Genomic DNA, 13,102 nt, shown 5'->3' with positions numbered 1-13,102 from the left:
AAAACTATTCATTGATAGTATTAAAAGAAAAGTCAAAAGGAAAAAAATTAATTTATAAAAGTTGATGAAATTTTAAATTCAAAAGGCTATGTTTCTAAATCTAAATATATAAATTTTGGTAAATTTTTTTGAAATAATTCATGTAATTTTTTTATCAATTCAAATTCTTTGAAACCTTAAAAAGGGATATTAATTAGATAAAAAACTAGTTTCGGTTAATGCCGAAACTATTTTATTTGAAATTAGTTATTTGTAATTTTTGTTTTTAGGTGTATAATTAAATAGTACTTTTTACTTTGTGAGGTGGTATTATGGGTATAAAAAAAGGCGATAAGGTTTTAGTGCATTATGTAGGAAAGTTTGAAAATGGTGAAATTTTTGACAGTTCTGAAGGAAAAGAACCTTTGGAGTTTGTAGTAGGAGAAGGTCAAATAATTTTGGGTTTTGAGGAACAAATCTTGGGTATGGAAGTTGGAGAGAAGAAGACTATTAATGTACCATATGATAAAGCATATGGTGAATACAGGGAAGATTTAATTTTTCCAGTGGACAAAACACAATTGCCTGAAAATGTAGAAGTTGGTCAATTGTTCGAAGTACATCAACCAGACGGTGGAGCGTTTATTGTTAAAGTTTCCGAGATTCTAGAGGATAAGGTAATGTTAGATGCTAATCATCCCCTTGCAGGGAAAAATTTAATTTTTGATGTTGAGATAGTATCTATATCGTGAAAAATCTAGAAAAATATACCTTAGGGGAAGAGATTGCAAATGCCGTAACTCACGGTGTAGGAGCTTTAGCAGCGCTATTTGGTTTAATTTGGTTGATAATTTACTCATCGTTTGGTACACCTTTAAAGATAGTTTCCTTTACAATTTATGGCTGTTCTTTATTTTTTTTATATTTAATCTCAACACTATACCATAGTATGTGTAATCAAAAAGCAAAGTATATTTTTGAGATAATGGATCATTCTGCAATATTTCTGTTAATTGCGGGAACATATACTCCATTTTTATTGATGGTTATAAAAGGAAGCTTAGGTTGGACATTGTTTGCGGTAGTGTGGGTACTTGCAATATTTGGGATGGTATTTAAAGTATTTTTTGTAAGAGATTTTATGGTAGTTTCAACTTTAATTTATATTCTTATGGGGTGGATGATTGTGTTTTTTATAAAAAAATTGATAATGAATTTTAACTCTTTTGGTATTACTCTTTTAGTTATAGGTGGTGTTTTGTATACATTGGGAAGTATATTTTATATGTACAGAAAAATAAAATATCATCATATGATTTGGCATTTATTTGTTATTGCAGGGAGTGTGTTTCACTATTTGGCAATCTTGCAGATATAGAGAATATAAACAATGAAGCGGGCGAAAAGCCCGCTTTTTTTTTTTTTTTTTTAGCAGAAAGTAAATTTAAATTGACATTTGCTGTTAAATTATGTAAACTATTAGTGAGGTGATAATATGAAAGAAAGGCTAAAGAAAATTCTAGGTATTTTATCTGAATCAAAAGGTCCTGTAAAAGGAAAAGAATTATCAGAATTATTGGGAGTAAGTAGACAGGTAATTGTCCAAGATATATCGGTCTTAAAGACAAAAGGGTACAAGATTTATTCAACTAGAGATGGATATGTTTTAGAAAGGAGAAAAGATAGGGTAAGAAAGATGGTAGCGGTAAAGCATGGTGAAGAAGAAATATACGATGAGCTTTTTAGGATTGTAAGTGCAGGTGGAAAGGTTATTGATGTTATTGTTGAACATCCTATATATGGTGAAATTACTGGTAGATTGGATATTGAAACTTTGGATGATATTGCAAAATTCATGGCTTTGATGCAAAGTTCGAATGCGACTCCACTTTTAAGGTTATCAGGGGGAGTACATATTCATACAATTGAAACCCCAAACAAGGAGACAATGAAAAAAGTATTGGAGGCTATTAGTAAATATCTATTGGGGGTGAAATAATGAAAATAGACCAGGTTGTTGATATTGTGATTCCCAAAGAAAAACAAAGGCGTATTTTGATTTTTGCTTCATTTATTTGGATGGTTGGAGCTGCTGGAGTAATGATTATGCCGTTTGTGCTTCCAGACCTTATTTCTGAATGGCAGCTGTCAAAAATATCTGCGAGTTCGCTCGTAAGTTCAACGTTTTTGGGTATGCTTTTTGGTGCGTTGTTTTCAGGGGTGATATTAGATTACTTTGGAAGAAAAAGTGGTATGGTATTTTATTTGTTGATTTCTATAGTATTTACCGTATTTTTTGGATTTTCAAAATCTTATTCTATAGCGTATTTTCTAAGGTTTGTATCAGGATTTGGATATGGTGGATTGTTACCTTCTGTCAACACTTATCTTTCTGAGTTTACTTCTATAAAGCTTAGAGGTAGATATTTAGTGTACCTTGAAACAAGTTGGGCTATTGGGAGTATATTAATGGCTTTATTTGCGGTAACTTTGGGTGAAAAATTTGGATGGAGATCAAACTTTTATATCTTTCTTTTGGGGCTTTTTATTTTAATATCACTGCTAAAAAATGGTGAAACACCAAAGTATATTTTCGAAAAAAATGGAAAAGAAGCTTTGGAAAAACAATTTGGGAAAATTTCTCAGGAGATTGAAAGCGTTGAAAAGGTTAAAGTGACATACAGCGCAATGTTTAAAAAGAAATATTTAAAACAAACAATCTTAGTTATGATTTCTTGGTTTGTAGTAAGTTTTGTGTATTACGCTTTATTTTCTTGGGCTCCGAAAATTTTTGTAAATAACCTTTCAATAAGTATAACTAAAGCAAAATGGTATACTTTTTACGTGTATTTGGCGCAACTTCCCGGTTATCTTTCTGTTGCATATTTAATTGAAAAATGGGGTAGAAAAAGAACCTTATCAGTATACTTTGTCGGAATGGGGCTTTCCTCCTTTTTACTATTTGCAACAATGGGTAATATATCATTTTTGTTTGTAATATTGGTTTTGTCTTTCTTTACTTTAGGAGTCTGGGGATTGGTGTATGCGTACACTCCAGAATTATTTCCCACTTCATTTAGAGGTACCGCAAATGGTATTGCTGGAGTAATGGCTAGAGTTGCAGGTATACTTGCGCCGTATTTTACTGGTTACTTCATTGATAAATCAGTTGTTATGGTACTTTCATATACGGCAATAATTTCAATTGTTACAGGTGTTTTAGTGTTGATTTTGGGTGTTGAAACAAAAGATAGGCCAATAGATTAGCAGGGGCTTCCCTGCTTTTTTGTTGACGTTTACTTTTTTTTGTGCTATACTATTATCAGACATAGCATAAGAGTGATAAATCCTCTGATAAAGAGGTGATTGTATGAAAAACTTAACGGGAAGACAAAAAAAAATTCTCTATTGTTTGGTGAGGGAATACGTGAAATCAGGAATACCTGTAAGTTCGAGTAAAATATTGGAAAGTACAAATTTAGATTGGAGTGGTGCAACGGTAAGGAATGATATGAGAAAATTGGGGTATTTAGGATATGTATTTCAGCCCCATACTTCAGCTGGAAGAATACCGACTGACAAAGGTTTGAGGTTTTACGTAAATGAAATTTTGAAAATGAGAAGTGAGACGAAAAAAGTTGGTTCATCGATAGATGTAAAGACAGATTTTCCAATAGGTGATCTTGATAAGATTATTCAAGGAGCTGCAAAGCTGCTTTCTAATACTTTAAAGGCTTTTGTTATTGTGGAAAAACCAAATCCCATGTATTTGAGAATAAGGAGAATAGTTCTAACTCCCGTTACAAAAACGTTTTCAATAGTTAATATTATTACAGAGCTTGGTCTTACTTCTGTACTTCCTATACAACATTCTGAAGTTTCAAATTTTGAAGATGTCGAACAATTTTTAAATAAAAGCCTGGATGGTATTTTGTTGAGTGAATTTAAGTTGAAATTAAAAGAAGTGGTAGAAAAGTTTTCATGGGTTGGAGGAAGGTTGAAAGAATTTATAGAGCTTTCAGAAAAAATAGCATCGGAGAAGTATGAAGAATATGTTGTAGAAGGAGTTTTCAACCTTGTAAATGCAAAAAGGTTCAATGAAGAAAAGTTGAGAGAGATAGTGAAAATATCTACAAATTCAGATTTTTATCCGAGAATTTTTTCACTGGGTGAGGGAATTTATATTGGAAAAGAGCATAATATAAGAAATTTTGAGCAGTATTCTGTTTTGATTATGCCATATTTTGTTTTTGAAAGAGAAGTAGGAAGAATAGCAGTAATATTTGATAAATTTAGTGATTATTCTAGAGTGTTTGATAGTGTGGAATATGTTGTAAACAGATTGACAGAGTATTTTACCATTGTAGCAAGAAATGTTGAATAAACGGAGGTGAATGTTATGGAAAAGGAAAGGAAAATCAACAATAATAATACTGAAAAAATAAAAAAAGAAGAAACAAAAAAGGATGAAAGGGATGTAATAAAGGAACAAAAGGAAAGAATTGTGGAACTGGAAAAGCAACTTGTAGAGATTGAAAATTATGCTCGTATGTTAAAGGCTCAATTTGAAAATTATAAAAAAGATGTGGTAAAAGGAAAAGAACAAATTGTAGTTTCAACCGTAGGTAAAATTTTGGAAAGTTTTTTACCAATTTTGGATGATTTCAAAAGATCGTTTAGAAACGCCACGGAAGAGGAAAAAGAAATGCATTTTTACAAAGCTATTGAAATTGTGTACAAAAACTTTGTGAAGATACTTAATAATTTCGGACTTGAGGAAGTAAAAGTTGGAGCAAAATTTGATCCTTTTGAACATGAGGCAGTTGAAAGAATAGAAGATGAAGAAAAAGAGGAATATTCTATAGTAGAAGTGGTAGAGGATGGGTATAAGTTTAAAGGTAGGATTTTAAAACCTGCAAAAGTTAAGGTCTCGGTAAAGCCTAGGAGGTGATTTTGTGGCAAAAAAAGATTATTATGAAATCCTTGGTGTTTCAAGAAATGCCACACAAGAGGAAATTCGACAAGCGTATAAGAAGCTTATAAAAAAATGGCATCCCGACAGAAATTATGAAAATAAAAAGCTTGCAGAAGAAAAATTTAAAGAAATTCAAGAAGCATATGAAGTATTATCTGATCCTGAGAAAAGGGCGATGTACGATAAATTTGGGTATGTAGGTGATGTTCCACCAAATGCCGGCGGAGGATTTAGAGGATTTGGAGGTTTTGAAGATATATTTAAAGATTTTGGGGATTTTATTAACAACGATATTTTTAATATATTTTTTGGTGATCAAAGGACCTCTTCAAGAAAAAGAACAAAAACTCCCAGAAAAGGAGAGGATATAAATATCTCCGTTGATGTGTCTTTTGAAGAATTATTTACTGGGGTAAAAATTCCACTTGAATATGATAGATACGAAGTTTGTGAGCATTGTCATGGGGAGGGCGTAGAACCTGGAAGTGGATGGGTAACTTGTCCGAAATGTCATGGTACAGGAACAGTTAGAGAAGAGAGAAGGACATTTTTAGGTGTAATTGTAAACCAATATACATGTAATCAATGTGGTGGGACTGGTAAAATTCCTGGAGAGAGTTGTCGTGTATGTGGGGGTACTGGTAGAATAAGAAAAAGACATAGAATAGAAGTGAATATACCAGCAGGTGTGGAGAATGGTACTATTTTGAGAATTCAAGGTGGAGGTCATGCAGGATATTATGGTGGAGGATATGGAGATTTGTATGTACATGTTAGGGTAGTAGGATACACAAGTTTTGAAAGAAAAGGCAATAACTTGATAAAAGATTTAAAGATAGATTATGTTGATGCAATTTTGGGAACAAAGGTTAAAATAAAGATGCCAGATGGTAAAATAAAAGAGGTAAAGATTCCATCCGGTGTACAACATGGACAAGAAATATATGTATATGGTGAGGGGATACCTGATATGAGAACTGGAAGAAGGGGAGATTTGATTTTAAGGATTAATGTTGGGATTCCTACTAAAGTTTCAAGAACTGAGAAAAAATTATTAAAAGAAATAGCGAAACTGAGGGGAAAGGATGTTAGAGAAGATTGAAAATTTTTTATATGAGTTTTTTAAGAAATATAATTTTTCTGGTGCGGTTTTAGGAGTAAGTGGTGGAGTTGATTCGGCTGTTGTTTTGGGGCTTTTAGTTAGAGTATTGGATAAAGAAAAAATCAAGTGTTTTATTTTACCGGAACGAGATTCCCCAAAAAAGGCTATTAATGATGCAAAGTTGGTTTGCAGGCATTTTAATGTTGATTATGAAGTAAAGAATGTTACAAAGATAATTAGGGTATTTGGGGTGTATAGATATTATCCTCCTGCATTTTTTGTACCGTTTAAGATAAAAGAAAGTTTTGCAAAAAAAAGATGGAATAGGTATAAAGATAACTCATTTGAGTATGATGTTTTAGGAGTTGACGATGAAGAGTTTTTAAAAGGTATAAGTTATTATAGAATAAAACATAGAGTTAGAATGGTTTATCTTTACAAAGAAGCGGAAAAGAGAAACTTTGCGGTAGTGGGTACAACTAACAAAACGGAGTTTTTGACGGGACTTTATGTGAAGTGGGGGGATGATTCAACTGATGTTGAACCACTTTTACATCTCTACAAAACTCAAGTTTTTGAACTTGCAAAAGTATTAAGTATCCCAGAAAAAATCTTGAATAAGCCTGCCTCGCCTGATTTAATCCCTGGCTTAAATGATGAAGATATTTTTGGTTTAGATTACCCAACATTAGATAGAATTTTGAAAAAACTAGAAGAAAATATTCCTATTGATGATGAAGATCCCAATACTGTGGAAAAAGTTAGGAAGTTGTACAATCTGGGAAAAATAAGAAATCAAATTAGAAATATATCTATTGAGTGATATTATGAAAGAATTAGCAAGAAAAATTATAAATGAAACTTTGAAACATTTAAGACCCGAAAGGTTAGTTTTAGAGAAATTGAAGAATTTTAATTTAAAAGAAGTTTATGTTCTTTCGATAGGAAAAGCAGCATGGAGAATGGCATATGCTGTTTCAAATGTTTTAGATGTAAGATATGGAATAGTTATAACAAAGTATGGGCATTCATTTGGAAGAATAGATAATTTTGATATTTTCGAGGCTGGACATCCTATTCCTGACGAAAATTCCATTAAATACACCAAGATTGCATTGGACTATTTTTCAAAGTTAAAGAAGAATGACATACTTTTGTTATTAATCTCTGGAGGAGGGTCTTCGTTATTTGAGTATTTAGAAGATGGGGTAACCCTTGAGTTTTTGAAAAGTATTACAAGTGAGTTATTGAAAAAGGGTGCAAGCATTGATGAGATAAATATACTCAGAAAGAGACTTTCAAAGGTAAAAGGTGGAAAACTTACCAGATTAATTCAAGCCAAAATAATAGCTTTAGTACTTTCAGACGTGTTGGGAGATAAATTGGAATATATAGCTTCCGGACCAGTGTATCCTGATTACACTACGTTTAATCAGGTGAAAAGGATAGTGAAAAAATACAAATTAAAATTGGGCGAAAATATATGGAATGTTTTGAAAAAGAGTGTAAAACTTGAAAAAAATGTACCACACTATATAGTTGGTAATATTGATTTAGCTTGTAAAAAACTTAAAATGGTAGCTGAAAAGTATGGATTTAATACTTTTTTGTTGACTACGAGGCTAAATTGTGAGGCAAGAGATGCAGGAAAATTTGTTGCGAGTATTGTTAAGGGAATTAATTCATTTCCTAAACCGTATTGTGTAGTATTTGGTGGTGAAACGGTAGTTAAAGTAAAAGGAAACGGGATGGGCGGAAGAAATCAAGAACTATCATTTGCAGCGGCATTAGAAATAGAAGGGATAGAAAATGTAGTAATTGCTTCGGTAGGGACAGATGGCACAGATGGTCCAACAGATGCGGCAGGTGGAATTGTCGATGGAAATACAGTTAAAATTCTTAGGGAAAGGGGTTATTCACCAGAGGAGTTTTTAATTAATAACGATACGTATAATGGATTGAAGGAAGCAGAAAGTTTATTGATAACAGGACCAACGGGGACAAATTTAAATGATATAGGATTTGTTTTAGTGAGGTGATGAGCATGAAAGCGCTTGTGTTAACTAAGATTACAGATTATTTTAAAAAGAGAATAGAAGAGTTTAAGCAAATTGATTGGTATACAGATATTGAATTGCTAGATGAGGTAGATATAGTTGTAGGTGGTTTTTTGACAGAAGAACAAGTAAAAAAAGCAAAAAAGTTAAAGGCAATTTTTGTTCCTTGGACGGGGGCGGACAAATTACCATGGAAAATTTTAAAAGAAAGAAATATTGTAGTTTCCAATTCACATGGGAATGGAAAGATGGTTGCGGAGAGGGCTGTGGCTTTATCTTTGGCACTTATGGGAAGAGTGGTTGAATATCATAATGATCTTGAAAAGGGAATTTGGCATGGATTTGCAGTTGGATTTAAGGAAGAAGATTATTGGTTTTCTTTGCAAAATAAAAAAGTTGCTATATTGGGTACAGGAGTTATCGGAAAAAATATAGCGAAGTTGTTGAAAGGGTTTAGTTGTTATATTGTAGGGTTTAGAAATAAATTAGAACAGATAGGAGAGTTTGATAAAATAACAAATAAATTGGATGAAGCAGTTAAAGAGGCGCAAGTTGTGTATTTGGCATTACCTCTAACCAATAAAACAAAGTATATTATTAATAGAGAACTTCTTTTCAATATGGATGGAAAATTTTTAATAAATGTAGGACGTGGAGAATTAATAGATGAAAGTGCTTTATATGAAGTTCTTGAAAAGGAAATCTTAAAAGGGTTTGCCTCAGATGTTTGGTATAATTATCCTTCAAAAGAAAGGGAAATCATCTTGCCTTTCAACTATCCCATACATAAATTTAAAAACGTTGTTTTGTCACCTCATGTCGGTGGGTATACAATAGAGGGACAAAATGGAAGGATAGATGAATTGTTTAAAAATATTAAGTCTTTTTTAGAGACAGGAAAACCATTAACTATGGTTGATCCTGAGTTAATGTATTAGAGGGGGGGATAACGTGAATATATCTGTAATAGGTGCGGGGAATGGAGGTCTTGCCCTAGCTGGTTTTTTGACGTTAAGAGGTTTTAAAGTTACTTTATACAATAGGAGTATTAAAAGAATTTCATCATTTATGAAGTCAAAAATAATAAGGTTAGAAGGCGAGATAAATGCAACTGTGAAGATTTTTAATGTAACTAATGATATAAAAGAAGCATTAGAGGATGCCAAATTGGTTATGATTGTAGTTCCCGCTTTTGCACATGCAGATATAGCAGAAAAAATTTATCCATATGTTGAAGATGATCAAATTTTTATATTAAATCCAGGGCGTACTTTTGGTGCTTTGGAATTTTACAGAAAGTTAAGGGAAAAGAGTGAAAAAATAATTATAGCAGAAACCCAAACGTTTTTGTTTGCTTCAAGAACGTCAAATCCTGGAGTTTCGCATATCTTTAGGATAAAAAATGCCGTTCCTGTTTCCGCGCTTCCTTCGAAACACAATCCAATTTTAAGAGAAATTTTAGAGGATGTAATCCCTGAATTTCAGGTTATAGATTCTATACTTTATACAAGTTTTAACAACATTGGTGCGGTATTTCACCCTGCAACATTGATTTTAAATGCAGGACGAGTAGAAAGTACTTTTGGAAAATTCGAATTTTATCTTGAAGGTATTACACCATCAGTTGCAAGAGTATTGGAAAAAATAGATTATGAGAGATGTGCAATTGCAAGAACATTAGGAATACAACCACTTACCGCAAAAGATTGGTTAAATTATGCATACGATGTTTTGGGTGGAAATTTGTATGAAGTTATCCATAACAATTCAGGCTATCAGGGAATAATCGCTCCGCCAAGTTTGCAGAATAGGTATATACTCGAAGATGTACCTATGAGTTTGGTACCAATGTCTGAAATTGCGAGAAAGTTTGGTATAAAGACTCCGGCCATTGATTCGATTATATATCTTTCTTCGATTATGATGGGCAGGGATTTTTACAGAGAAGGACGAACGCTGAAAAGGCTTGGTATAGAAAATTTGGACTTGCAGGAATTTATTAGATTTATACACGAAGGGGGTGTAATATGAGAAAGATACTAGGTGCATCCATTGGAAGTTGTGTACATATAGCTGGACTTTTGAATTTTTTGAAATTAGGTGAAAGAGAAGGGTACAAAACAATTTACTTAGGTGGAGCAGTTTCAATTGATAAATTAATTGGTGCAATAATTGAGACCGATCCCGATATTGTAGCTATTAGTTATAGATTAGATCCAAAGGCATTGAAAAATTTATTAGATGATTTATTTGAAAAGGTTAAAAGAAATAAATTAGATAAAAAGATATATGTATTTGGCGGTACTGTAGAAACAGGAGCTGTTGCAAGAAAAATACCACTTTTTAAAAAGATATTTGATGGAACCCAAGAAATAGATGAAATTGTTATGTGGCTTAGAAATGAAAATTTAAGGAGAGAAAACGAGAATGTTCCACCTCAATTTTTACCTGACAGAATTGCCTACAAAAAACCATACCCACTATTTAGACATCATATAGGGCTTGCAACCTTAGAAGAAACAGAGAAACACGTAAAAATACTTGCGGAATCTGGACTTTTGGATATAATTTCTCTTGCGCCAGATCAAAATTGCCAACAATATTTTTTTGAACCAGAAAAAATGGATGAAAAACAAGATGGTGCAGGTGGTGTTCCAATAAGGAGCATAGGAGATTTTAAAAGGTTGTATAATGCCACAAGAAGGGGGAATTACCCGTTGGTAAGAAGCTATAGTGGAACAAGAGAGCTTGTTGCCTTTTCAAAGATTTTGAAAGAAACAATTAACAATGCATGGGCTGCAATTCCACTTACATGGTATTCAGAACTTGATAGAAGGTCTGATAGAAACTTACTAGAGGCAATAAGGGAGAATCAGGAAGCGATAAAATGGAATGCGGAAAATAACGTCCCTGTTGAAATAAATGAGGCTCATCAATGGTCTTTAAGATATGCGCATGATGCTGTGGAAGTAGCCACTTTTTATCTTGCAGCGTATAATGCAAAGAAACTGGGGGTTAAGCATTATGTTGCACAGTATATGCTTTCTACTCCGCCGGGACTTTCTCCAAGGTATGACCTTGCAAAACAGTTAGCAAAAAGACGCCTAATAAAGGAACTTGAAGATGAAAATTTTAGAGCGTATACAATGATCAGGACTGGTCTTTTATCATTTCCTGCCGATGAGTATTCGGCTATGGGTCAGTTGGTGGGGACCATGTTTTATGGCATGTACCTTGAACCAGATATAGTCCACGTTGTTTCCTATTCAGAGGCTATTAGAAGAGCAACGAGCAAAGAGATTATTGAAAGTGTAAAAATGGTAAAAAAAGCGGTAAACACGACTTTGGATGGATTACCAATAATCTCTGATGAAAAACGTGTTGAAGAACTAATAAAAGAAGCTATGGTAATTATTGAGGCAATAAAGGAATTGGGGAAAGGATATAAAGACCCGTTGATTGAACCAGAGGTAATATATAATGCCGTTAGACTTGGGATTTTAGATGCACCGGGATTGAAGGGTATGTCAGTAGCTAAAGGAAGGTTTGAGACAAAAGTAATTGATGGAGCATGCTATGCCATAGATGATAACGGTAAAATACTCCCTGAGGAAAAAAGGATAAATTTGCTTAGAAGGGAGGAGATGTTATGAAAATAGCCGTAGTTTGCGATAAAAATATAAACAATGAAGAGAAAAAAATGATAAATGCTATAAAAGATGCAATTTCCAAAAAATACAAATGTGAAATTGTTAGATTTGATGAGGATTTTTTGAGAAAAATAAATAAATATGATTTTGTTTTTAATCTTTCTAACAAAGGGGGAAAGGAAGTAAAACAAGTCCATGTTCCATCCGTGTTAGATTTTCTAGGTATTCCATATACTTCTTCAAATACATTTACACATGCCATTTGTCTTGATAAAATCACAACGAAAATAATAATGAAGCAATATAATATTCCAACACCGGATTTTTATGTGGTTGACGTAGGTGAAATACCAAATTATATAGATGGTAAGTACATAGTAAAACCACCACGTGAGGGAAGTGCAAAGGGTATTACAAAAGATTCAATAGTGGATAATTTAGAAGATTTAAAAAAACAGGTGAAAAAAATACATGATGAATTTTCTCAGCCGGCACTTGTTGAAAAATTCATAGATGGTCGGGAGTTTAGTGTAGGGGTAATAGGAAATAAAAAGCCTGAAGTATTACCTATACTTGAAATAGATTTTTCGTCGTTACCAAAAGAACTTGAACGATTTTATTCATATAGAGTAAAACACTATTATGGAGAACAAACAAGGTATATTTGTCCGGCTAATTTAGATGTTGATCTTGAGAAAAAAATAAAATATTATGCACAAAAACTTTTTAGGGTGCTGAATTTAAGAGATTATGCTAGAATGGATTTAAGAATAAAAGGCGGTGAAATATACTTTTTAGAAGTTAATTCTATGCCACAACTTGTTCCTGTTTATTCTGATATTACAAAAATGGCGAAAGCGGCTGGTTGTGATTATGATAAATTGGTTTTAAAGATTTTGGAAATTTCTATGGAAAGGTGGGGTTTGTTATGAAGAGTTATACAGAATACTTATGGTTTAACACTAAGAAAAGAAAAGAACTTGTAAGGATAACGGATACAATTGAAAATATTGTGAAAAAGAGTGGAATAAAAGAGGGGTTTTGTCTTGTGTCAGCTATGCATATTACTGCAGGGATAATTGTCAATGATGATGAATCTGGTCTACACAAGGATATATGGGAATGGTTAGAAAAACTTGCACCAGTTGCAGAATACAATCACCATTGGACTGGAGAAGATAATGGGGATGCACACTTAAAAAGAATTTTAACGCATCATCAGGTGGTGTTACCTGTAACAAACGGCCGTTTGGATCTAGGACCTTGGGAGCAAATATTTTATGCAGAGTATGACGGTCAGAGAAGAAAAAGAGTAGTCGTTAAAGTAATTGGTGAATAA

Annotated in this window: 14 protein-coding genes; all 14 read left to right on the top strand. The window is 32.9% G+C overall.

The genetic code is table 11. The annotated features are described in order from the left end of the window. Window positions 1–311 precede the first annotated feature (311 nt). The 14 genes from TMEL_RS00495 to TMEL_RS00430 all read left to right on the top strand — a co-directional run bounded on the left by TMEL_RS00495 (window position 312) and on the right by TMEL_RS00430 (window position 13,102). On the top strand, window positions 312–731 hold the full coding sequence (locus TMEL_RS00495; RefSeq protein WP_012056332.1) for an FKBP-type peptidyl-prolyl cis-trans isomerase: 420 nt from the start codon (window positions 312–314) through the stop codon (window positions 729–731). Next, window positions 728–1,357, top strand: coding sequence for a PAQR family membrane homeostasis protein TrhA (gene trhA, locus TMEL_RS00490; protein ID WP_012056331.1), 630 nt, complete (start codon window positions 728–730; stop codon window positions 1,355–1,357). Before TMEL_RS00495 ends, trhA begins: the two co-directional genes overlap by 4 nt. 117 nt (window positions 1,358–1,474) lie before the next feature. After that, entirely contained in the window at window positions 1,475–1,978 is a 504-nt protein-coding gene (locus tag TMEL_RS00485) for a transcription repressor NadR (protein WP_012056330.1), read from the top strand. Beyond that, a complete protein-coding gene (locus tag TMEL_RS00480; RefSeq protein WP_012056329.1) occupies window positions 1,978–3,246 on the top strand; it encodes an MFS transporter in 1,269 nt (422 codons plus the stop codon). Before TMEL_RS00485 ends, TMEL_RS00480 begins: the two co-directional genes overlap by 1 nt. 103 nt (window positions 3,247–3,349) lie before the next feature. Next, window positions 3,350–4,363 carry a heat-inducible transcriptional repressor HrcA gene (gene hrcA / locus TMEL_RS00475; protein ID WP_012056328.1) on the top strand — a complete coding sequence of 338 codons (1,014 nt, stop codon included), beginning with the start codon at window positions 3,350–3,352 and terminating at the stop codon, window positions 4,361–4,363. Between the two features lie 15 nt (window positions 4,364–4,378). Next, a complete protein-coding gene (locus tag TMEL_RS00470) occupies window positions 4,379–4,930 on the top strand; it encodes a nucleotide exchange factor GrpE (protein ID WP_012056327.1) in 552 nt (183 codons plus the stop codon). 4 nt (window positions 4,931–4,934) lie between these two features. Beyond that, window positions 4,935–6,056: a molecular chaperone DnaJ gene (gene dnaJ, locus TMEL_RS00465; RefSeq protein ID WP_012056326.1), complete on the top strand. Its 1,122-nt coding sequence runs from the start codon at window positions 4,935–4,937 to the stop codon at window positions 6,054–6,056. Then, complete coding sequence (nadE, locus tag TMEL_RS00460) at window positions 6,040–6,879, top strand: NAD(+) synthase (protein ID WP_012056325.1); 840 nt, start codon at window positions 6,040–6,042, stop codon at window positions 6,877–6,879. Before dnaJ ends, nadE begins: the two co-directional genes overlap by 17 nt. A 4-nt stretch (window positions 6,880–6,883) precedes the next feature. After that, on the top strand, window positions 6,884–8,095 hold the full coding sequence (locus tag TMEL_RS00455) for a glycerate kinase type-2 family protein (protein ID WP_012056324.1): 1,212 nt from the start codon (window positions 6,884–6,886) through the stop codon (window positions 8,093–8,095). Between the two features lie 5 nt (window positions 8,096–8,100). Beyond that, window positions 8,101–9,051 carry a 2-hydroxyacid dehydrogenase gene (locus tag TMEL_RS00450; RefSeq protein WP_012056323.1) on the top strand — a complete coding sequence of 317 codons (951 nt, stop codon included), beginning with the start codon at window positions 8,101–8,103 and terminating at the stop codon, window positions 9,049–9,051. 13 nt (window positions 9,052–9,064) lie between these two features. Further along, on the top strand, window positions 9,065–10,144 hold the full coding sequence (locus TMEL_RS00445; RefSeq protein WP_012056322.1) for an NAD/NADP-dependent octopine/nopaline dehydrogenase family protein: 1,080 nt from the start codon (window positions 9,065–9,067) through the stop codon (window positions 10,142–10,144). Beyond that, window positions 10,141–11,766 (top strand): methionine synthase, encoded by a 1,626-nt coding sequence (locus TMEL_RS00440; RefSeq protein ID WP_012056321.1) that lies wholly within the window; start codon window positions 10,141–10,143, stop codon window positions 11,764–11,766. Before TMEL_RS00445 ends, TMEL_RS00440 begins: the two co-directional genes overlap by 4 nt. After that, the gene (locus TMEL_RS00435) at window positions 11,763–12,695 is read left to right on the top strand and encodes a D-alanine--D-alanine ligase family protein (RefSeq protein WP_012056320.1); all 933 of its coding nucleotides are present in this window, start codon (window positions 11,763–11,765) and stop codon (window positions 12,693–12,695) included. Before TMEL_RS00440 ends, TMEL_RS00435 begins: the two co-directional genes overlap by 4 nt. Continuing rightward, complete coding sequence (locus tag TMEL_RS00430; RefSeq protein ID WP_012056319.1) at window positions 12,692–13,102, top strand: secondary thiamine-phosphate synthase enzyme YjbQ; 411 nt, start codon at window positions 12,692–12,694, stop codon at window positions 13,100–13,102. Before TMEL_RS00435 ends, TMEL_RS00430 begins: the two co-directional genes overlap by 4 nt.

This window comes from Thermosipho melanesiensis BI429 (assembly GCF_000016905.1).
GTDB lineage: Bacteria > Thermotogota > Thermotogae > Thermotogales > Fervidobacteriaceae > Thermosipho > Thermosipho melanesiensis.
The sequence above is the reverse complement of the archived record's forward strand: the minus strand, read 5'-3'. Positions and strand labels throughout refer to the sequence as shown.

Bases quoted from the DNA above. Each gene is read 5' to 3' on its own strand.
- TMEL_RS00480 (WP_012056329.1), top strand. From the start codon at position 1,978: ATGAAAATAGACCAGGTTGTTGATATTGTGATTCCCAAAGAAAAACAA.
- TMEL_RS00440 (WP_012056321.1), top strand. From the start codon at position 10,141: ATGAGAAAGATACTAGGTGCATCCATTGGAAGTTGTGTACATATAGCT.
- TMEL_RS00430 (WP_012056319.1), top strand. From the start codon at position 12,692: ATGAAGAGTTATACAGAATACTTATGGTTTAACACTAAGAAAAGAAAA.
- TMEL_RS00435 (WP_012056320.1), top strand. From the start codon at position 11,763: ATGAAAATAGCCGTAGTTTGCGATAAAAATATAAACAATGAAGAGAAA.
- TMEL_RS00470 (WP_012056327.1), top strand. From the start codon at position 4,379: ATGGAAAAGGAAAGGAAAATCAACAATAATAATACTGAAAAAATAAAA.
- TMEL_RS00485 (WP_012056330.1), top strand. From the start codon at position 1,475: ATGAAAGAAAGGCTAAAGAAAATTCTAGGTATTTTATCTGAATCAAAA.
- TMEL_RS00450 (WP_012056323.1), top strand. From the start codon at position 8,101: ATGAAAGCGCTTGTGTTAACTAAGATTACAGATTATTTTAAAAAGAGA.
- TMEL_RS00455 (WP_012056324.1), top strand. From the start codon at position 6,884: ATGAAAGAATTAGCAAGAAAAATTATAAATGAAACTTTGAAACATTTA.
- TMEL_RS00495 (WP_012056332.1), top strand. From the start codon at position 312: ATGGGTATAAAAAAAGGCGATAAGGTTTTAGTGCATTATGTAGGAAAG.
- nadE (WP_012056325.1), top strand. From the start codon at position 6,040: ATGTTAGAGAAGATTGAAAATTTTTTATATGAGTTTTTTAAGAAATAT.
- hrcA (WP_012056328.1), top strand. From the start codon at position 3,350: ATGAAAAACTTAACGGGAAGACAAAAAAAAATTCTCTATTGTTTGGTG.